Origin of the sequence: Streptomyces sp. NPDC098789 (assembly GCF_044759975.1) — a bacterium.
Lineage (GTDB): Bacteria > Actinomycetota > Actinomycetes > Streptomycetales > Streptomycetaceae > Streptomyces.
Genome location: NZ_JBIWAJ010000022.1, coordinates 44,004 through 63,043 on the forward strand (window position 1 = coordinate 44,004; position 19,040 = coordinate 63,043).

A 19,040-nucleotide genomic window follows, 5' to 3' on the forward strand; every position below is an offset into this window, starting at 1 on the left:
CCTCGTTGAGCCGGGCGGGATCGAACTGCGGATCGACGGTGCGGATCGGCAAGCGGATCGGGCAAGGAAGGGCGGGGAAGAGCAGACTGGAGTTAGAGTAACCGAACGATCGGTCGGGACAAGAGGGCCCGACCGACCTGTGGATAAGTCGGTGCGGGAGGATCGGGTCATGACAGCAATCGAGCGCTCCCGCACTGTGGCGGTCGTCGGCGCCGGCACCATGGGCCAGGGCATCGCACAGGTCGCCCTTCTCGCAGGTCACCGGGTGCTGATCTACGACATCGACGAGGCGGCGGCCCGTGCGGGCCGCGCCGCGGTGCAGGACCGGATCGAGCGGCTGACCGCCAAGGGGCGGTTGGATCGAGCCGAGGCCGACGCGGCGATCGGCCGGATCGAGTCGGCCCACGAGCTGGCGGACCTCGCCGGCGCCGCGCTGGTGATCGAGGCGGTCGTGGAGGACGCGGGCGTCAAGCGCGCGCTCTTCGCCTCACTCGAAAAGGTGGTCGCTCCGGACGCCCTGCTGGCGACCAACACCTCCTCCCTCTCCGTCACCGAACTCGCGGCGGGCCTCTCCCACCCCGGCCGCTTCCTCGGCCTGCACTTCTTCAACCCGGCCCCGCTGCTCCCGCTGGTGGAGGTGGTCAGCGGCTTCGCGACCGACCCGGCGGCCGCCGGGCGCGCGTACGAGACCGTCCTGGGCTGGGGCAAGAGCCCGGTCCGCTGCGCGGACACCCCCGGCTTCATCGTCAACCGGATCGCCCGCCCCTTCTACGCCGAGGCCTTCGCGGTGTACGAGGAGCGCGGCGCCGACCCCGCCACGATCGACGCCGTGCTGCGCGAGAGCGGCGGCTTCCGGATGGGGCCCTTCGAACTGACCGACCTGATCGGGCAGGACGTCAACGAGGCGGTCACCCGCTCCGTGTGGGAGTCCTTCTTCCACAGCCCGAAGTTCACGCCCTCCCTCGCCCAGCGCCGGCTGGTCCAGTCGGGCCGGCTGGGCCGCAAGTCGGGGCACGGCTGGTTCCCCTACGGCGAGGCCGCCGCGGCGCAGGACGCGCCCGCGCGGCCGCACACCGCGGAGCCGCGGCCCGGTCCGGCGGCGGTGAGCGTCGTCGGTGACCTGGGTCCCGCCGCGGAGCTGGTCGACCTGATGGAGGAGGCCGGGATCACGGTCAGCGTCACCGGGACCGGCGGCCCGTACATCCAGCTGCCCGGCGAGGGTCAGCTGGTCCTCGCCGACGGCAAGACCTCGGTCGAATTCGCCGACGTCGTCTACTTCGACCTCGCCCTCGACTACCGCGGGGCCACCCGGATCGCGCTCTCCGCCAGCGAGGACACCTCCGAGGAGACCCTCGCCGAGGCCGTCGGCCTCTTCCAGAAGCTGGGCAAGGACGTCTCCGTCATCGGGGACGTGCCCGGCATGATCGTCGCCCGCACGGTCGCGATGCTGATCGACCTCACGGCCGACGCGGTCGCGCGCGGCGTGGCCACCGCCGAGGACATCGACACCGCGATGCGGCTCGGGGTCAACTACCCGCTCGGGCCCTCGCAATGGCACGCCGAGCTCGGCCAGGACTGGGCCTACGACCTCCTGCACCACCTCGACGAGCGCTGCCCCGGCGGCCGGTACGCGCCCTCGCTGGCCCTCTACCGGCTGGGCTACGCCGCCGACGCCGAGGACGCCGGGGCCGAGGACGCCGCCGGTGCGGACGACGACGCCGCCGGTGCGGAGGACGGGGCGTGACCACCGCGAGGCGCGACACGTACACCCCGGAGACCCTGCTGACGGTCGCCGTGCAGGTCTTCAACGAGCGCGGCTACGACGGCACCTCGATGGAGCACCTCTCCAAGGCCGCCGGCATCTCCAAGTCCTCGATCTACCACCACGTCGCGGGCAAGGAGGAACTGCTGCGCCGGGCCGTCAGCCGGGCCCTGGACGGGCTGTTCGCCGTCCTGGAGGAGCCGGGCGCGGTGCGCGGCCGGTCCGTGGACCGGGTCGAGTACGTCACGCGGCGCACGGTGGAGGTGCTGGTCGCGGAACTGCCCTACGTCACCCTGCTGCTGCGGGTGCGCGGCAACACCCGCACCGAGCGCTGGGCGCTGGAGCGGCGCCGCGAGTTCGACCACCAGGTCGCCGAGCTGCTGAAGGCGGCCGCGGCCGACGGGGACCTGCGCGCGGACGTCGACACGCGCCTGGCCACGCGACTGCTCTTCGGCATGGTGAACTCGCTGGTCGAGTGGTACCGCCCGCACTCCGGCGGGGACCGCGAGCAACTGGCGGACGCGGTCGTCCGGATGGCCTTCGGCGGCCTGCGCACGGCCGTCTGAGGACGCGCGTACGGCCGTCTGAGGACGCGCGTACGGTCGTTCGGGGACGCGCGTACGGTCGTCCGAGGGCGGGCGCGCACGACCGTTCGAGGGTGGGCCCACGGCTGTCCGAGGGCCGCGCACGCCCTTACCGGCCGGGCTCAGTCCTCCGGGGCGAGCACCGGGCCCTCGTGCACCGGGCCCGTGCCCGGGGCCAGTAGATCCGTTTCCTCGAACACCAGCAGGGTGCGGGTCGAAAGTACCTCCGGGATGGCCTGGAGCCGGGTCAGCACCAGCTCCCGCAGCGTGCGGTTGTCCGGCGTGTGGACCAGCAGGAGCACGTCGAAGTCCCCGCTGACCAGGGCGATGTGCACGGCCCCCGGCAGCTCGCGCAACTGCTCGCGGACGGTCCGCCAGGAGTTCTGGACGATCTTGAGCGTGATGTAGGCGGAAGCGCCCTGACCTGCGCGCTCGTGGTCCACGCGGGCCGTGAAGCCCCGGATGACCCCGTCGTCGATCAGCCGGTTGATCCGCGCGTAGGCGTTCGCCCGCGAGACGTGGACCTGCTCCGCCACCGACCGTATCGAGGCGCGGCCGTCCGATTGGAGCAGTCGCAGGATCGAACGGTCGATGGGGTCCAGCGGGCGCGGCGGGGCAGCCGGCGGCCCCACGGGCGGCGCCGCGGGCGGTACGGGACCCCCCGGTGCGGCCGGCGACGGACCCGCTCCGGCCATTTGTTCATCCGGCATTGCCCGATGCCTCCCTCTCCTGGACGTCCTGCCCCCATCCCAGGCCCCCGGCGCCCGTTTGTCCACAGCCTGGAGGTGCCTGTAGCCAAAATGCGCGCCGAACCGAACAATCGGTAGGTGAGGCGCCTCACACCCGGGGCTCTCCCTGCCCGCTTCCCACGAGGAGGTGTACGCCGCCATGACGGTCCAAGAGCTGCCCGGTGCCGGTGCGTCCCACCGTCCCACCCCGCCGCCCGCCTGGAGTCCCCGTACGGACGCCGCCCCGCTGCTCCCGGACCCCGCGCCGTACCGGGTGCTCGGCACCCCGGCGGCGGAGAAGCTCGACCCCGAGCTGATGCGCCGGTGCTACGCCGAGCTGGTGCGCGGCCGCCGCTACAACGCCCAGGCGACCGCGCTGACCCGGCAGGGCCGGCTCGCGGTGTACCCGTCCACCGTGGGCCAGGAGGCCTGCGAGATCGCGGCGGCACTGGTCCTGGAGGACCAGGACTGGCTCTTCCCCAGCTACCGCGACACCCTGGCGGCCGTGGCCCGCGGGCTGGATCCCGTACAGGCGCTGACGCTGCTGCGCGGCGACTGGCACACCGGCTACGACCCGCGCGAGCACCGGATAGCCCCGCTGTGCACCCCGCTCGCGACCCAGCTGCCGCACGCGGTGGGCCTGGCGCACGCGGCGCGGCTGCGCGGCGACGACGTGGTGGCGCTGGCGATGGTCGGCGACGGCGGCACCAGCGAGGGCGACTTCCACGAGGCGCTGAACTTCGCGGCCGTCTGGCGCGCCCCGGTGGTCTTCCTCGTCCAGAACAACGGCTTCGCGATCTCCGTCCCGCTCGCCAAGCAGACCGCTGCCCCGACGCTGGCCCACAAGGCCGTGGGGTACGGGATGCCGGGCCGGCTGGTCGACGGCAACGACATCGCGGCGATGCACGAGGTGCTGTCCGAGGCGGTCGGCAGGGCCCGCGCGGGCGGCGGTCCGACCCTGATCGAGGCCGTCACGTACCGGATCGACGCGCACACCAACGCCGACGACGCGACCCGCTACCGGGCCGACGACGAGGTGGCGGCCTGGAAGGCGCACGACCCGGTGGAGCTGCTGGAGCGCGAGCTGACCGCCCGCGGTCTGCTGGACGCCGAGGGCATCCAGCAGGCCAAGGACGCGGCCGAGGTGATGGCGGCGGCGCTGCGCGAGGGAATGAACGCCGATCCGGTCCTCGATCCGATGGACCTCTTCGCGCACGTCTACACGGAGCAGACCGACCGGCTGCGGGAGCAGGCCGCCATGCTGCGCGCCGAACTGGAAGCGGGGGCCGAAGCATGACCACGGTGGCGGCGAAGCCGGCGACGAAGACGGCGGCCAAGCCCGCGACCATGGCGCAGGCCCTGGGACGGGCGCTGCGCGACGCGATGGCCGAGGACCCGACCGTGCACGTCATGGGCGAGGACGTCGGCGCGCTGGGCGGGGTCTTCCGGATCACGGACGGCCTGGTGAAGGAGTTCGGCGAGGACCGCTGTACGGACACCCCGCTCGCGGAGGCCGGGATCCTGGGCGCCGCGGTGGGCATGGCGATGTACGGGCTGCGGCCGGTGGTCGAGATGCAGTTCGACGCCTTCGCGTACCCGGCGTTCGAGCAGCTGATCTCGCACGTGTCGCGGATGCGCAACCGCACGCGCGGCGCGATGCCGATGCCGATCACCATCCGGGTGCCGTACGGCGGCGGCATCGGCGGCGTCGAGCACCACAGCGATTCCTCCGAGGCGTACTACCTGGCCACCCCGGGGCTGCACGTGGTGACCCCGGCGACCGTGGAGGACGCCTACGGGCTGATGCGGGCGGCGATCGCGAGCGACGACCCGGTGGTCTTCCTGGAGCCCAAGCGGCTCTACTGGTCGAAGGCCGACTGGTCGCCGGAGGCGCCCACGGCGGTCCCGGGCATCGGGAAGGCGATGGTCCGCCGGGCGGGCACGAGCGCCACCCTGATCACCTACGGGCCCTCCCTGCCGGTCTGCCTGGAGGCGGCCGAGGCGGCCCGCGAGGAGGGCTGGGACCTGGAGGTCCTGGACCTGCGCTCGCTGGTGCCCTTCGACGAGGAGACGGTGGTCGCGGCGGTGCGCCGGACCGGGCGCGCGGTCGTGGTCCACGAGGCGAACGGTTTCGGCGGACCCGGCGCGGAGATCGCGGCCCGGATCATGGAGCGCTGCTTCCACCACCTGGAGGCGCCGGTGCTGCGGGTGACGGGCTTCGACATCCCGTATCCGCCGCCGATGTTGGAGAAGCACCACCTGCCCGGCGTGGACCGGATCCTGGACACCGTGGCCCGCCTCCAGTGGGAGAACTGATGCCCCAGGTGATGGAGTTCAAGCTGCCCGACCTCGGTGAGGGACTGACCGAGGCGGAGATCGTGCGCTGGCTGGTGGCCGTGGGCGACGTGGTCGCCGTGGACCAGCCGGTCGTGGAGGTCGAGACGGCCAAGGCGATGGTCGAGGTGCCCTGTCCGTACGGGGGCGTGGTCACCGCCCGGTTCGGGGAGGAGGGCACCGAGCTGCCCGTCGGCGCCCCGCTGATCACGGTGGCGGTCGGCTTCAGCACGGTGCCGCAGGCCGATCCGGTCACCGTCGAGGCGGCAGCGGCAGCGTCGGAGTCGGCGGAGTCGGGTTCGGGTTCGGGTTCGGGGAACGTGCTGGTGGGCTACGGGACGGACCACTCCCGCCAGGCCCGGCGGCGCCGGATCCGCCCGGCGGCGGCCGCTCCCGCGCCGGTCGCCCCCGTCGTGCCGGTGGCCGTCGCCCCCGTGCCCGCGGCCCCCGTGGCCCTCGGGCCGGTGGCGGTGATCTCGCCGCTGGTGCGCAAGCTGGCCCGGGACAACGGGCTCGACCTGCGCGCCCTGAACGGTTCGGGCCCCGAGGGGTTGATCCTGCGTGTGGACGTCGAGGCGGCGCTGCGTGCTCCGCAGCCCGCGGCGGCGCCGCTGGTGAACACAGGGGCGTCGCTCTCCCCCGCGGGCGAGCGGATCCCGCTCAAGGGCCTGCGCGGGGCGGTCGCGGAGAAGCTCTCGCGCAGCCGCCGGGAGATCCCCGACGCCACCTGCTGGGTGGACGCGGACGCCACCGAGCTGATGGCGGCCCGGGCCGCGATGAATGCCGCGGGCGGGCCGAAGATCTCGGTACTGGCCCTGCTGGCCCGGATCTGCACGGCGGCGCTCGCCCGCCACCCGGAGCTGAACTCCCGGGTGGACCTGGAGGCGAAGGAGATCGTCCGGCTGTCCTCGGTGCACCTGGGCTTCGCGGCCCAGACCGACCGGGGCCTGATGGTCCCGGTGGTCAAGGACGCGCAGGCGATGAGCGCGGAGGCGCTGTCGGCCGAGTTCGGCCGGCTGACCGAACTGGCCCGGGCGGGGAAGCTGGCCCCCTCCGACCTCACCGGTGGCACCTTCACGCTGAACAACTACGGCGTGTTCGGGGTGGACGGCTCCACGCCGATCATCAACCACCCGGAGGCGGCCATGCTCGGCGTGGGCCGGATCATCGACAAGCCGTGGGTGCACGGCGGCGAGTTGGCCGTGCGCAAGGTCGTGCAGCTCTCCCTCACCTTCGACCACCGGGTGTGCGACGGCGGTACGGCAGGGGGCTTCCTGCGCTACGTCGCCGACTGTGTGGAGTCCCCGGCGGTACTGCTGCGCGGGCTCTGACAGCCCCCGCATCGGAGGCCGGGCGGCGTCCGGGGCTCAGCGGGTCAGCAGGAGTTTGCCCACGTGGGCGCTGGACTCCATGACCCGGTGGGCCTCGGCGGCCCCGCTCATCGGATAGGTGGCGTGCACCACCGGGCGCACCCGGCCGTCCCCGATCAAGGGCCAGACGTGCTCGCGGACGGCGGCGACGATGGCCGCCTTCTCGCCCGGCGGGCGGGCCCGCAGCGAGGTCGCGCTGATGCTCGCCCGCTTCGAGAGCAGGGCGCCCAGGTTCAACTCGGCCTTCACCCCGCCCTGGAGACCGATGACGGCGAGACGACCGTCGCGCGCGAGCGCGTCCACGTTCCGCGCCAGGTACTTCGCCCCGATGATGTCGAGGATCACGTCGGCCCCGGCGCCGCCGGTCGCCCCGCGGACCTCGGCCACGAAGTCCTGCTCGCGGTAGTCGATCAGGACGTCCGCGCCCAGCTCCGCGCAGCGGGCCAGCTTCTGCGGGCCGCCCGCCGTCACCGCGACCTCGGCGCCGATCGCCTTCGCCAGCTGGATCGCCATCGTGCCGATGCCGCTGGAACCCCCGTGCACGAGCAGGGTCTCGCCCGCCCGCAGGTGCTTGCCCGGGCCCATGAACACGTTGGACCACACCGTGCACACGACCTCGGGCAGCGCGGCGGCCGTCACCAGGTCGACGCCCGCCGGCACGGGCAGCAACTGGCCCGCCGGGACGGCCACGCGCTCGGCGTAGCCGCCGCCCGCCAGGAGCGCGCACACCTCGTCTCCCACCGACCAGCCCGACACCCCCTGCCCCAGCGCGATGATCCGGCCGGAGCATTCGAGGCCGGGGTAGCGGGAGGCACCCGGCGGCGGATCGTAGAAGCCCTGCCGCTGGAGCACGTCGGCCCGGTTCACGGCGCCGGCCGTGACCTCGACGAGGACCTCGCCCTCGGCCGCCACCGGGTCGGGTACTTCGGCCCAGACCAGGGCCTCGGGGCCACCGGGCTGCGGGATGGTGATCGCATGCATGGGCCGGAGCCTACTCGGCGGGTCCCAGCATCACCGGGGGCGAAGTGCGCGGTGTCGCACGGACGATGGCGATCACCCGGTCCGTCGCCTGGAGCGGGCTGGCGTGCGGGTCGTCGTAGGGGAGCAGCCGGTGCCCGCGCACCACGGTGACCACCAGGTCCTCGGTCTCCCGGACCCGCATGCCGACTTCGGCCTTTCTGACGGGCCGTTCGATCAGGTCGAGTCCGCTGCCCTGCTGGATCAGATCCTCCATCACGGTGCCCGCGCTGGGGCTGAGCACGGACAGACCCAGCAGTCGTCCGGCCGCGCTCGCGCTCGTGATGACGGCGTCCGCGCCCGATTGGCGCAGCAGCGGCGCGTTCTCCTCCTCGCGCACCGCGGCCACGATCTTCGCGCCGCGGTTGAGTTGGCGGGCCGTCAGGGTGACCAGGACCGCCGTGTCGTCGCGCTGGGTGGCGATGACCACCTGGCGGGCCTTTTGGAGTTCGGCGCGCAGCAGGACGTCCGAGCGGGTCGCGTCGCCGACCACACCCGTGAAGCCCTCCGCGTTGGCGATGTCGATGACCTTCGCGCTGGGGTCGACGATCACCACCTGCTCCTTGGAGAGGCCGGTGGCCAGCAGCGTCTGCAGGGCCGAGCGGCCCTTGGTGCCGAAGCCGACGACGACCGTGTGTTCGCGCAAGTTCTTCCTCCAGCGGTTCAGCCGCCACTCCTCCCGGGTCCGTTCGGTCAGGACTTCCAGGGTCGTGCCGACCAGGATGATCAGGAACACCACGCGCAGGGGCGTGATCAGTAGGACGTTGACCAGCCGCGCGCCGTCGCTGTACGGGACGATGTCGCCGTAGCCGGTGGTCGAGAGGGTTACGGTCGCGTAGTAGACGCAGTCGAGGAAGTCGACCTTGCCGTTGGCGTTGTCGTGGTAGCCGTCGCGGTCGATGTAGACGATGAGGACCGTGAGGGCGAGCACGAACAGGGCCATCAGCAGCCGCCGCGTGACCTGCCGCAGCGGCTTGGTGACCTCGCGCTTGGGGAGCTTGATCCGCCGGGAGACGAGCTTCTCGTCCGCTTGGCGGGCCATCGCGTCCTGGCCGTGCAGTTTCACGTGAAACATCCCCCCGTGGCCCAGGGCAGGTCGAGGACCTCGACGTCCTGTCCGGCCCCCACCCCGCCGGGCGGTACGACGACCAGTGCGTCCGCGGCCGCGATGCCGCGCAGCATCGCCGGACCGTTGTAGTGCAGCGGCACCGCGTGGTCGGAAGTGAGCAGGACCGGAACGAGCCGGGTGTCGTACGGGTGGCCGGGCACCTCGTCGCGCGCGGGCACGGTGTAGCGGTGCCGGGGCGGGCGGCCGGCGAGGGCGCGGAGCAGCGGCTCGGCGAGGGTGAGCAGGCCGGAGACGGCGGCCAGCGGGTTGCCGGGCAGGCCCACCAGGTGCCGGGCGGCGCTCTGGTCGGGCGCGCGGTCGGCGAGCCGGGCGAGCAGCATCGGGTGGCCGGGGCGTACGGAGACCCCGTCCACCAGCAGTTCGGCGCCGGCCCTGGCCAGCACGGGGTGGACGTGGTCGACCGGGCCGGAGGCCGTGCCGCCGGTGGTGACGACCAGGTCGGCGGGGGAGCCGGTGACCGCCCGGTAGAGGGCCTCGGCCCCCTCGGGATCGTCGCCGAGGCGGCGGGTGCCGATGACATCGGCGCCGAGCTGGGTGAGCCAGGGGCCGAGCATGGGGCTCAGGGCGTCCCGGATCAGTCCGTCGTGCGGGCGGCCCTCGGTGAGCAGCTCGTCGCCGAGCACCAGGATCTCCACGCGGGGGCGCGGCCGGGTGTGCAGCCGGTCGTATCCGGCGGCGGCGGCCAGGCCCAGGACGGCCGGGGTGACCAGGGCGCCGGCGGGCAGCAGCAGGTCACCGGAGCGGCACTCCTGGGCGCGCGGCCGGATGTCCTGGCCGGTGACCACGGGCCGGTCGGCGTGCAGTCGGACCGGCTCGCCCGCGGCGTGGGCGTGCTCGCTGCGGATCACGGCGGTGGTGTCGGCCGGGATCCGGGCGCCGGTGGCGATCCGTACGGCTTCGCCGCAGGCGAGGGGGAGCGGCCGGTCGGAGCCGGCCAGGACCCCGCCGCCGTGGCGCACCGTCCAGGGGCCGGGTCCGGCGACCGCCCAGCCGTCCATGGCCGAGGTGTCGAAGGAGGGCAGGTCGGTCAGGGCGTCCAGCGGGGTCACGAGGACCTCGCCGAGGGCCTCGGCGAGCGGGGCGTGGTGGGTGCGGGCGGGGGTGAGCGCACCGGCCCGGATCGCGGTGTCCACGGCCCGGGACCAGGCGGTGGCCCGGTGTGCGCCGCCCTTGCCCGCCGAGGGCCGGCCGACCAGGGCGAGCGCTTCGTCGAGGTGCTGCTCCAGGCTGCCGCGCGCCGGCTCCGCAGGGGCGGTGTCCGGGTCACCGGACGCCGCCCCCGGGCCGCCGGTGTCCGACGCGGCGGGGGCCGCGGCGGGCGGGGGAGTGGCGGCGGGGGCGGGCGCGGTGGCCGCGGCGTGGGCCGGGGCCGTACGCGCGGGGGCACCCGCCGCGTCGGCGTGGGCGGGGTCGGCGCCCGGTCCCGCGCCCGATCCGGTGGCCCGGGCGGGGGTCGGGTGGTGTCGGGCGGTGGGGCGGGTCAGCGCGGCCAGGGCTTCGTCCAGGGCGCGCTCGGCGTCGGTGGCGTCGGCGGGTGTCATCCCGAGCCGGTCCCGTCGGCGGAGTCGGCTTCCGCCGCCCAGCGCAGGGCCAGGTCCGCGGCCTTGCGGGAGGCTTCGGCGACCGCCGCGGCGGGGTCGGCCCCGGTGGCTTCGGCCTGCGCCGCCGCGTACCCGACCAGGAAGGTGGTCAGCGGTGCGGCGGGACGGGCGACGCCGTGGGCGGCGTCACGGGCGAGGTCGAGCAGGGTCTTGGTGTCGACGGCGACGTCGATGCCCAGCTCGTTCTTGACGGCGGTGATCCATTCGTCCAGCACGGACCCATGCTCCCTGATCCGGGCGCGCGCGGCCGCGAGATCGTCCCAGGTGTCGCAGTCGAAGGAAGCGAGGGGCGCGGCCGCGCCCACTCGGACCAGTTCCAGTTCGGCGGTCAGCGCACGCAGCGGCAGCCCGGTGAGGCTGCCGTGTTCGGCGGCCAGCACGGCGGTCCCGTGGCGCAGCGATGCGGCCCGGTAGGCCGCGACGAGCGGCTGGTCGCGCCCCTCGGCGTCGCGGAGCAGGGCCCCGTCCACCGCGGCGCCCGTCGCGCCGGTGCCGGTCACGGCGGCGCACAGCGCCCGTACGGTCTCGCGGTCGAGGAAGGGCAGGTCGGCGGAGAGCACGAGCACCAGCTCGGCGTCGGTGTGCCGCAGCCCGGCGGCCAGCGCGGCCAACGGTCCGCCCCCGGGCGGTTCCTCGCGGGTCCAGCGCACCGGCCGGGACGTGGGGCGGCGGGCGCCGACGACCACGGTGTCCGCGGCGTCGGCGCAGGCGTCGAGCACCCGGTCGAGCAGGGCCCGCCCACCGACGCTCAAGGCGGGTTTGTCGGCGCCACCGAGCCGTCGCGCGGCGCCGCCGGCCAACACGATCGCGTTGTACGTCATGTCCCGAGTATGCGGGGCCCGTGTTTCATCTGGTTGACCCCGCTTAACCAGCATTTATCCAGAACCTCCCCGCGGGGCGGAGGTGGCGCTGAGGACGGGAGCAAACGGCGGCGCCCCGCCGCCCGTTGAAGGGTGGCGGGGCGCCGGGGTGCGGGGCTCCCGGCGGTGCGGGAGCCGGTGCTACAGGTACGGGCCGGAGCGGACGGCCCCGTGGCCGCCGTCCTCGTCGTCCTCGTGTCCGGAGCCGGGCGGCAGCGCGCGGCGCATCTGTTCCAGCTGCGCACGGGCCGCCATCTGCTGGGCGAACAGGGCGGTCTGGATGCCGTGGAAGAGGCCTTCCAGCCAGCCGACCAACTGGGCCTGCGCGATCCGCAGTTCCGCCTCGGAGGGGATGGCCTCCTCGGTGAACGGCAAGGAGAGCCGCTCCAGTTCCTCGACCAGCTCGGGGGCCAGGCCGTCTTCCAGCTCCTTGACCGAAGCCGCGTGGATGTCCTTGAGGCGGACGCGGCTGGCCTCGTCGAGAGGAGCGGCGCGGACCTCTTCCAGGAGCTGCTTGATCATGCTGCCGATCCGCATGACCTTGGCGGGTTGTTCGACCATCTCCGTCACCGGCACCTCGCGAGACTCGTCATCGGCGCCGCCGACCGCCATCCCGTCCTGTCCCAGGATCAGGACGTGCGGGGGGCTGTCCTGCGACCGTTCACCACTCGGCATCTCCATGCCGACCATTCTCTCGCACACCTTCGTACTCACACGGTGTGCCCCCGGACAGGCGTGATCCAACCTGTCCGGGGGCTCCGGGATCAGCCCGTGGCCCGGCGGGCCAGTGCGCCGCTGGACCGGGTGACCAGTGCGGCGAGCAGGGCGGCCCCGATCGGGACCACGACCAGCAGCTCGGCGAAGGTCTGCCACGGCAGCACGATGGGCACCCACGGCGCTGCGCCACCGGCGGGCTCGTGGCCGTTCGCCACGACGGACTCGTACAGGCGCGTCAGGTCGCGCCGCTCGACGAGCCGGAGCCCGGCCGCGGGCAGGATGCCCGACGCGCAGCCCAGGATCACGCCCATCAGGGCGACCACCCCGCACTGGAAGCCGCTGAGCGTGCGCCGTACCCGCGGGGGTGCGCCGACCGCGGCGAGCGTCTTCAGGTCGGCCTCGGAGTCCGCCTGGGCGAGGCCGGTGGCGATGCCCGCCGCACCGATGGTGATCAGACCAGCGAACAGGGTCAGGGCCATCAGGGTGATGTCGGAGGGAGCCTGGTAGCCGGCTTCGACGGATACCGCGGCGTCCGTGCCCATCCGGTCGAGGTCCCCGTCGAGCTTCTGCTTCTGGGTGGAGGTGAGGGAGCCGTCGAGGGTGAAGTAGGAGCCGAGGGGGGCGGTGGTGATCCCGGCGGCCTTCACGGCGGTCGGCGGCAGGATCAGCTGGATCCCGTACGCGTTGGCGGAGTCCGGTGCCTGGTGGACGGGGAACACCTTGTTCTCGCCCGGCAGTTCCTTGTGGGTCGAGCGTGCGGTGTCGGCCTTCTCCTTGTCGGTGATCAGCCGGATGGTGACCTTGTCGTTCTTGACGTTGCGCTTGTCGAAGGAGACGGCCTTGCCCGAGGTCAGGGCCGCCACCGTGCCGGGGTCGGTGACCGCCAGCGTGGTCAGCAGCTTCTGGTCGGCGACGACGGTCTGGTCCGAGGTGAAGTACTCGCCCCGCGCGCAGCGCCAGTCCTTGCGCAGCTTCTTCTGCTCTTCGAGGCCGAAGGAGGCGGGGCCGTTCTCCGCTTCGTCGAGGGGGCAGCGCTGTTCCTTGGGCACGATGAGCTCGGCGGTGCCGCAGCCCTTGGCGCTCTCGCCGTAGCGCTCGCAGCTGGGATTGCCGACGACGAGCCGGTCCACATCGGCCCGTACGGCCACCGGGTACCGCTGGGACAGGGCGTCGCGCACGGCGGGCACGTCGCGGTAGCCGCCCGCCTCGTTCATGATGATGGTGCCGGAGCCGCTGGGCAGCTTGGCCGTGTACTCGTGCGCGGCCTGGACGTCCTTGCTGTGCTGGTACGTCGCCACGGCGACCGTGCCGGCCACGGCGGCCAGGACGGCGGCCACGGCGGGGGCCGTGCGCCCGCGGTTGCGCACCGCGTCGCGCAGGGCGAGCCGCGGGGAGAGCGGCAGCCAGCGTCCGACCCGGCCGAACAGGCCGACCAGCATCGGGGTCATGGCGACGAGGCCCAGCTCGGCGATGGCGCTGCCGCCCGCGACGACGATGAAGCCCATGCCGGACACCGTGCCGTAGAGCGCGATGGCCGCGCCCCCGGCGAGGGCGAGCAGGCCCAGGAGCGGCAGGATCCGGTTGGACCTGCGGACCCCGCGCCGGCCGGTGAGCGAGGCGAGGACGGTCTGCCGGGACGCGGTGATGGCCGGGACGATCGCGGCCAACAGGCCGGTCAGCACGGCCAGCAGGGCGATCCCGACGAGTTCCAGCGGTACCACGTTGAAGCCGGCGAAGCGGGCGCCGAGCCTCTCCTCCAGGTACGGCCGCAGGGCGAGGGTGAGCACCACCCCGAGGCCCGTGCCGATGACGGCGGCGATGGCGCCGAGCACGAGGCCGCCCGAGAGCACGATCGACCGGATGTGCCGCCGGTCGCCGCCGTTGGCGCCGACCAGGCCGAGCTGGCGCCGCGAGCGACGTGCGCCGACCGCGAAGGCGGGACCCGCCAGCAGGCAGATCTCCAGCATGGCGAGACCGACGACGGTCGCCGCGATGGCCATGGCGGTGGCCCGGCCGGTCCGGCCGGTGAAGGTGTTGCGCTCCTCCTGCTGGTACAGCGGCACCGCGGAGTCGGCCGGCGGCTTCAGGATCACGGCGCGGGAGAGGACGAGCGCGCCCTTGGCGTTGATCTCCTTGACCATGTTCCACGTGAAACCTTCGCCGCCGACCTTCACGAGGTAGGTGTCGACGGCCCGGACGGAGCTGAGCCCGGCCTCGGTCAGTGCGCGGTCGAGCGGCGCGAGCAGGCTCCCGGGCGGGGCGAGCAGCTCCGTGCTCCCGAGGCTGTTGGGCAGTTCGTACGAGCCGACGATCATGTACGAGGTCTGCGTGCCCCGGGGAGTGACCGTGGAGCCGACGGAGTACCCGGACTCGGCCAGGAAGGCGTCGGTGGCGACGATCTCGCCGTTCTGCTGGGGCAGCCGCCCGCCGGTGAGCGTGAACATGCCCTTGACCAGCGGGCTCGCGGCGTCGACTTCGCGCATCTGGGTGCTCAGCAGCCCGTGCGTGGTGCGCACCTTCGCGTGGCCCAGGGTGTTCTTGACGCTCTCCACGCCGGCCGGGAGGGCTGCCTTGAGGGCTTCCGACCGATCGTCGTTCTTGGGCGGCACGTAGTTCTTATAGCCGCCGACGGGCGAGTAGCTCTCCGCGTCGGGGCTTTGGTAGAGGGGCGCGCCGAGGCCGGCGCTCAGCTCGGCGTCGGCGCTGCCGATCCTGCGGTCCAGGTTCTGGGCGGTGGTGAGTTCGGCGCTGCGCAGGGTGAGGTCGGCGGCGCTCACCCCGATGATGGGCAGCGCCAGCATGGCGAGGACCAGGACGCTGCGGCCCCGGGCGCGCCAGGCGTCGCGGCGGGCGATCCGCAGGGCCGCGATCCAGGAGTGGTACCAGGCCTTCACTGGGCGGTCCCCAGCCCCGACAGCAGGGAGTCGGCCCCCGTGCTCAGGGTCTCGTCGACGACGCTGCCGTCGCGCAGGAAGACCACCCGGTCCGCCCAGGCCGCGAAGCGCGGCTCGTGGGTGACCAGGATGCCGGCGGCGCCCGCGTCGCAGCGGGAGCGCAGCAGCCCGAGCACGGACTCGCCGGTCTCCGAGTCCAGGGCGCCGGTCGGCTCGTCGGCCAGGACCAGGCGGCGGTCGCCGACCAGGGCGCGGGCGATGGCCACGCGCTGCTGCTGGCCGCCGGACATCTCGTCGGGGAAGCGGTCGGCGAGCCGGCCCAGCCCCATCTCCTCCAGGGCGGCCAGGGCGGAGACCCGGGCCTTGCGGGCGGAGGTGCCGTCCAGCTCGCGGGGCAGGGCCACGTTCTCGGCGGCGGTGAGCGCCGGTATGAGGTTGTAGTCCTGGAAGACGTAGCCGATGCTGCGCCGGCGCAGGGCGGCCAGCTGCTTGCGGTTCGCGGTGGTGATGTCGGTGCCTTCGACGATGACCCGGCCGCTGCTGGGGGTGTCGAGCCCGCCCGCGAGGGTCAGCAGGGTGGACTTGCCGGAGCCGGAGGGGCCCATGACGGCGACGAGCTCACCGGGGTAGACGCTGAGGTTGATGCCCCGCAGGGCTTGCACCTCGGTGGCGCCGCTGCCGTGGGTACGGACGAGCTGGTCCAGCTGGAGGACGGGCTGTTGGGCGTCCCGGGCCGGCCGGCCGTGGTGCGGGTGCTGGTGCGGCTGCGCGTACTGGTGCTGGTCAGGCATGCGGAAGTCCCCCTCGGGACGGCTGGGCGGTGGCGGAAGCGGTGCTGCCGGCGGCTCGTGCCGGGGCGGGTCCCGGATCGGTCCCCCGGTCGGCCGTCGATGGTGCGGGCGCCGGGGCTCCCCGTTCGGCCAGGACGGAGAGCCGCACCAGCCGGGATTCGGAGTGGTCGAGCCACCGGGCCTCGGCCTCGGTCTGGAAGATCAGCTGTTCGACGACCAGCAGCCAGGCCACGTCGTCGCGTTCCTGGGACTTCCCGCTCTCGATGGCGGCGAGCGCCTGGGCCTTGAGTCGGGTGTAGTCCTGCATCGCTCGGATCGTGGCGTGGCGTTGGGACTGGATGACGGCGCGGATGTCCACGCCGGGGGCGCCCACGGCCATGGCGAGCTTGATCGACAGCTCGTCGCGGGGCGGGTTGGTGCGGTCGACGGGGCGCTCGTACCAGGAACACAGTTCCTGGTGTCCGGCGTCGGTGATGGCGTACAGGGTGTGGCCCGCGGCGTCCTCGCCGCCGGGGGCGACCAGGCCGTCACGTTCCAGCCGGGCGAGGGTCGTGTAGACCTGCCCGACGTTGAGGGGCCAGGTGGAACCGGTACGGGATTCGAACTCGGTGCGCAGCTGTGAGCCGTACCGAGGTCCCCGTTCCAGGAGGGCGAGGAGGCCATGGCGGATAGACATACTCAGTATGTATACCGAGTATGCAGACCAGGGCAACCGCCAAAAGGCCTACTCCGTGAGGGGGACCCGGTCCTTTCGGGCCCTCGCGTCAGAGCTGGCGCAGCCGCACTCCCATGTAGCCCAGACCCAGTCCCATCAGGGCGAATCCCGTACCCAGCGGCAGTATGTGCGCGGCCAGATCGGCGGCCCGTCCGCCCGGCCCGCCGCCCATCGCCTGGGCCTGCGGCCCGGGCGGCGGGCTCGGCTCGGCGCGCGGCGGGGCGACCTGCTCGGCGGGGCGCGGCCGCACCGGCAGGAGCGGCCGGGAGGCCAGGACGGTCTCCGGGTTCGCGGGCTCGGCGGCCGGTCGGCCGGGGTGCTCGCGTCCGGCGCCCGCCACGCTGCCCGCCAGTTCGTCGTCCTCGGGGCCGTCGTAGCCGGGCAGGACGTAGCGGACGGGGACGGGGACGGCGTACCCGGGCGGGGGAGCGGCGCGCACGGGCAGCGGGACGACGCGCACGGTGGGCGCGGGCGGTGCGGCCAGGGCCGCGGAGGCGGGCGCGAGGCAGGTGAGGGCCAGTACGGCGAAGGCCGTGAGGGCCAGGGGCGATGCGGCCGGACCCGACGCGGTCCCGGCGGGCCGGCGGAAGTACTGCGTCACGGGGAGCCCCTCCCGTCCCGAGCGACCGAGGTGTCACGCTCAGATTTACACGGTGGGGCAAAAGCGGCATCCCGGGCGCCCCATCAGGGGTGCCCGGGATGCCGTCGTGTCCTGCGGTGGGACTACTGCGGGTCTCCGGTGGAGACGACGAGGGTGAACTCGGCGCCGGCCTTCGGCACGTCGGACATGGCCGCGGGCAGCTGCTCCAGCACCGTGTCCTGGCCGTAGACGGCCTCGTCGCGCGTCTGGATGGTGAACTTCCAGCCCGCGGCCTGGATGCACTCCTTCACCGACCGGACGTCCTTGTACCGGAAGTCCGGGGCGTCGACCTTGGTCGCGTCCTTGTAGGACTTCGTGGCTTCCTTGCACTTCGCCACGTCGATGGTGCGGGTGGTGTCCGGACCCTTGTGGCCGGTCTTCGCCGAGGGCGACGAGCTCGCGGAGGAGGCCGCCTTCGGCTCGTCACCGCTCTTGTCGCCGCCGCTCAACGAGATCGCCGTGATCAGGCCGCCGATCGCGAGCAGGGCCACCACGATCGATCCGACGATCACCGGGGTGTTCCGGCCGCCGCCGGCGCCCCCGCCGCCCGTGGCCGCGCTGGTGGCCGCGGGCGAGATGGTGAAGGGCGGCGGGGTCTGCGGCGCGTGCGGGGCGTACTGCGCGTGCTGCTGGGGCGGCGGCGTGTGCTGCTGCTGGGGTGGGTACGCGTAGGCGGGCGGCGGCGTCTGCTGGTGCTGCGGCGCCGGGGTGGCGGGCCCGTACGGCGACGACTGGTACGGCTGCTGCAGAGCGTGCGGCGGCGGGGACTGGAACCCGGAGTCCACCGGCGGGAAGACCGCCGAGGACACCCCGGCGCCGCTGCTCACGGGAGCGCCCGTGACGATCACGGGAGCCCCGGTCTGCCCCGCCGACAGCACGCGCAGGACCTCGCCGCGCATGGCATCGGCCGTGGGGAAGCGCTCGTTCGGGTTCTTCTTCAGCGCGCGGGCGACCAGTGCGTCCATCGCGGGCGTCACGGAGCGGTTGATGGAGGACGGCGCGACCGGCTCCTCCTGCACGTGCGCGTACGCGATCGCCAGCGGCGAGTCCGCCTCGAAGGGCAGGCGGCCCGTCAGCAGCTGGAAGAGCATGATGCCGACCGAGTAGAGGTCGGAGCGCGCGTCGACGGCCCGGCCGAGCGCCTGCTCGGGGGAGAGGTACTGCGGGGTGCCCACGACCATGCCGGTCTGGGTCATGGAGGTGACGCCCGACTGCATGGCGCGCGCGATGCCGAAGTCCATGACCTTGACCACGCCGCGCTTGGTCATCATCACGTTGCCCGGCTTGATGTCCCGGTGGACCAGGCCCATCTCGTGGCTGGTCTCCAGGGCCGCCAGCACGTCGCCGGTGACCTTCAGCGCCTTGTCGGCCGGCATCGCCCCGTACTGCGTGATGTCCGACTGGAGCGCGCTGCCGAGGGGCTGGCCCTCCACGTACTCCATGACGATGTACGGCATGAGCATGCCGCCGAGATCACCCTCGCCGGTATCGAACACCGAGACGATGTTGGTGTGCGACAGTTTCGCTACAGCCTGGGCCTCGCGGCGGAAGCGCTCGCGGAAGGACTGCTCCCGACCGAGCTCGCTGTGCAGCGTCTTGATCGCGACCTGCCGGTCGAGCGCGGAGTCGTACGCGAGGTACACGGACGCCATGCCGCCCTCGCCGAGCAAGTCCCGCAGCTGGTACCGGCCGCCGGCCAAGGACCCGCCCGCGTACCGGCCCTCAGTGCCGTCCTGGCTCATGACTGTCGCTTCCCCTCAAGCAGTGTGCGCACGCGTCCGACGGAGCGCATATCGCGCCCAGTCTGCCGGAGGGCAAGCCCACGTCAAGCCAGCTGCCCGATCCGTGACCACACGGGGACAGGCCGTCGAGCCGGTCGGCGAGTCGCGCCGAGGCTG

Annotated in this window: 16 protein-coding genes; 5 read left to right on the plus strand and 11 right to left on the minus strand. The window is 73.5% G+C overall.

Annotation, left to right across the window (positions count from 1 at the left end; all coding sequences use genetic code 11):
• The first annotated feature begins 169 nt into the window (after positions 1 to 169).
• The gene (locus ACIQWR_RS33665; RefSeq protein ID WP_404017521.1) at positions 170 to 1,744 is read left to right on the plus strand and encodes a 3-hydroxyacyl-CoA dehydrogenase; all 1,575 of its coding nucleotides are present in this window, start codon (positions 170 to 172) and stop codon (positions 1,742 to 1,744) included.
• Positions 1,741 to 2,328, plus strand: a complete 588-nt coding sequence (locus tag ACIQWR_RS33670) for a TetR/AcrR family transcriptional regulator (protein ID WP_404017524.1) — start codon at positions 1,741 to 1,743, stop codon at positions 2,326 to 2,328. The genes ACIQWR_RS33665 and ACIQWR_RS33670 overlap by 4 nt, the downstream gene beginning before the upstream one ends.
• Positions 2,329 to 2,468: 140 nt before the next feature.
• Here ACIQWR_RS33670 and ACIQWR_RS33675 read toward each other — a convergent pair whose 3' ends face one another.
• The gene (locus ACIQWR_RS33675) at positions 2,469 to 3,056 is read right to left on the minus strand and encodes an Lrp/AsnC family transcriptional regulator (RefSeq protein ID WP_404017526.1); all 588 of its coding nucleotides are present in this window, start codon (positions 3,054 to 3,056) and stop codon (positions 2,469 to 2,471) included.
• Between the two features lie 178 nt (positions 3,057 to 3,234).
• On the opposite strand from ACIQWR_RS33675, the gene pdhA reads away from it, so the two are divergent.
• Genes pdhA through ACIQWR_RS33690 form a run of 3 tightly spaced genes read left to right on the plus strand, consistent with a single transcriptional unit; the run spans position 3,235 to position 6,739 of the window.
• Positions 3,235 to 4,371: a pyruvate dehydrogenase (acetyl-transferring) E1 component subunit alpha gene (pdhA, locus tag ACIQWR_RS33680; RefSeq protein WP_404017529.1), complete on the plus strand. Its 1,137-nt coding sequence runs from the start codon at positions 3,235 to 3,237 to the stop codon at positions 4,369 to 4,371.
• Positions 4,368 to 5,390 (plus strand): alpha-ketoacid dehydrogenase subunit beta, encoded by a 1,023-nt coding sequence (locus ACIQWR_RS33685; RefSeq protein ID WP_404017532.1) that lies wholly within the window; start codon positions 4,368 to 4,370, stop codon positions 5,388 to 5,390. The genes pdhA and ACIQWR_RS33685 overlap by 4 nt, the downstream gene beginning before the upstream one ends.
• Positions 5,390 to 6,739: a dihydrolipoamide acetyltransferase family protein gene (locus ACIQWR_RS33690; protein WP_404017534.1), complete on the plus strand. Its 1,350-nt coding sequence runs from the start codon at positions 5,390 to 5,392 to the stop codon at positions 6,737 to 6,739. Before ACIQWR_RS33685 ends, ACIQWR_RS33690 begins: the two co-directional genes overlap by 1 nt.
• Before the next feature lie 36 nt (positions 6,740 to 6,775).
• Here ACIQWR_RS33690 and ACIQWR_RS33695 read toward each other — a convergent pair whose 3' ends face one another.
• From ACIQWR_RS33695 to ACIQWR_RS33740, 10 genes are all read right to left on the minus strand, one after another.
• Positions 6,776 to 7,759: an NAD(P)H-quinone oxidoreductase gene (locus tag ACIQWR_RS33695; protein WP_404017537.1), complete on the minus strand. Its 984-nt coding sequence runs from the start codon at positions 7,757 to 7,759 to the stop codon at positions 6,776 to 6,778.
• A 10-nt stretch (positions 7,760 to 7,769) separates the two neighbouring features.
• On the minus strand, positions 7,770 to 8,870 hold the full coding sequence (locus tag ACIQWR_RS33700; protein WP_404017538.1) for a potassium channel family protein: 1,101 nt from the start codon (positions 8,868 to 8,870) through the stop codon (positions 7,770 to 7,772).
• A complete protein-coding gene (locus tag ACIQWR_RS33705; RefSeq protein ID WP_404017540.1) occupies positions 8,858 to 10,465 on the minus strand; it encodes a molybdopterin molybdotransferase MoeA in 1,608 nt (535 codons plus the stop codon). Before ACIQWR_RS33705 ends, ACIQWR_RS33700 begins: the two co-directional genes overlap by 13 nt.
• Positions 10,462 to 11,346 (minus strand): NTP transferase domain-containing protein, encoded by an 885-nt coding sequence (locus ACIQWR_RS33710; RefSeq protein ID WP_404017543.1) that lies wholly within the window; start codon positions 11,344 to 11,346, stop codon positions 10,462 to 10,464. The genes ACIQWR_RS33705 and ACIQWR_RS33710 overlap by 4 nt, the downstream gene beginning before the upstream one ends.
• 180 nt (positions 11,347 to 11,526) lie before the next feature.
• Positions 11,527 to 12,066 carry a bacterial proteasome activator family protein gene (locus tag ACIQWR_RS33715; protein ID WP_385783085.1) on the minus strand — a complete coding sequence of 180 codons (540 nt, stop codon included), beginning with the start codon at positions 12,064 to 12,066 and terminating at the stop codon, positions 11,527 to 11,529.
• Between the two features lie 83 nt (positions 12,067 to 12,149).
• A complete protein-coding gene (locus ACIQWR_RS33720; protein ID WP_404017546.1) occupies positions 12,150 to 14,996 on the minus strand; it encodes an FtsX-like permease family protein in 2,847 nt (948 codons plus the stop codon).
• Positions 14,993 to 15,787 carry an ABC transporter ATP-binding protein gene (locus ACIQWR_RS33725; protein WP_404017548.1) on the minus strand — a complete coding sequence of 265 codons (795 nt, stop codon included), beginning with the start codon at positions 15,785 to 15,787 and terminating at the stop codon, positions 14,993 to 14,995. Before ACIQWR_RS33725 ends, ACIQWR_RS33720 begins: the two co-directional genes overlap by 4 nt.
• A complete protein-coding gene (locus tag ACIQWR_RS33730; protein ID WP_404017550.1) occupies positions 15,780 to 16,463 on the minus strand; it encodes a PadR family transcriptional regulator in 684 nt (227 codons plus the stop codon). Before ACIQWR_RS33730 ends, ACIQWR_RS33725 begins: the two co-directional genes overlap by 8 nt.
• 88 nt (positions 16,464 to 16,551) lie before the next feature.
• Positions 16,552 to 17,103 carry a hypothetical protein gene (locus ACIQWR_RS33735; protein WP_404017553.1) on the minus strand — a complete coding sequence of 184 codons (552 nt, stop codon included), beginning with the start codon at positions 17,101 to 17,103 and terminating at the stop codon, positions 16,552 to 16,554.
• Positions 17,104 to 17,225: 122 nt separating this feature from the next.
• Positions 17,226 to 18,884, minus strand: a complete 1,659-nt coding sequence (locus tag ACIQWR_RS33740) for a protein kinase (RefSeq protein WP_404017555.1) — start codon at positions 18,882 to 18,884, stop codon at positions 17,226 to 17,228.
• Positions 18,885 to 19,040 lie beyond the last annotated feature (156 nt).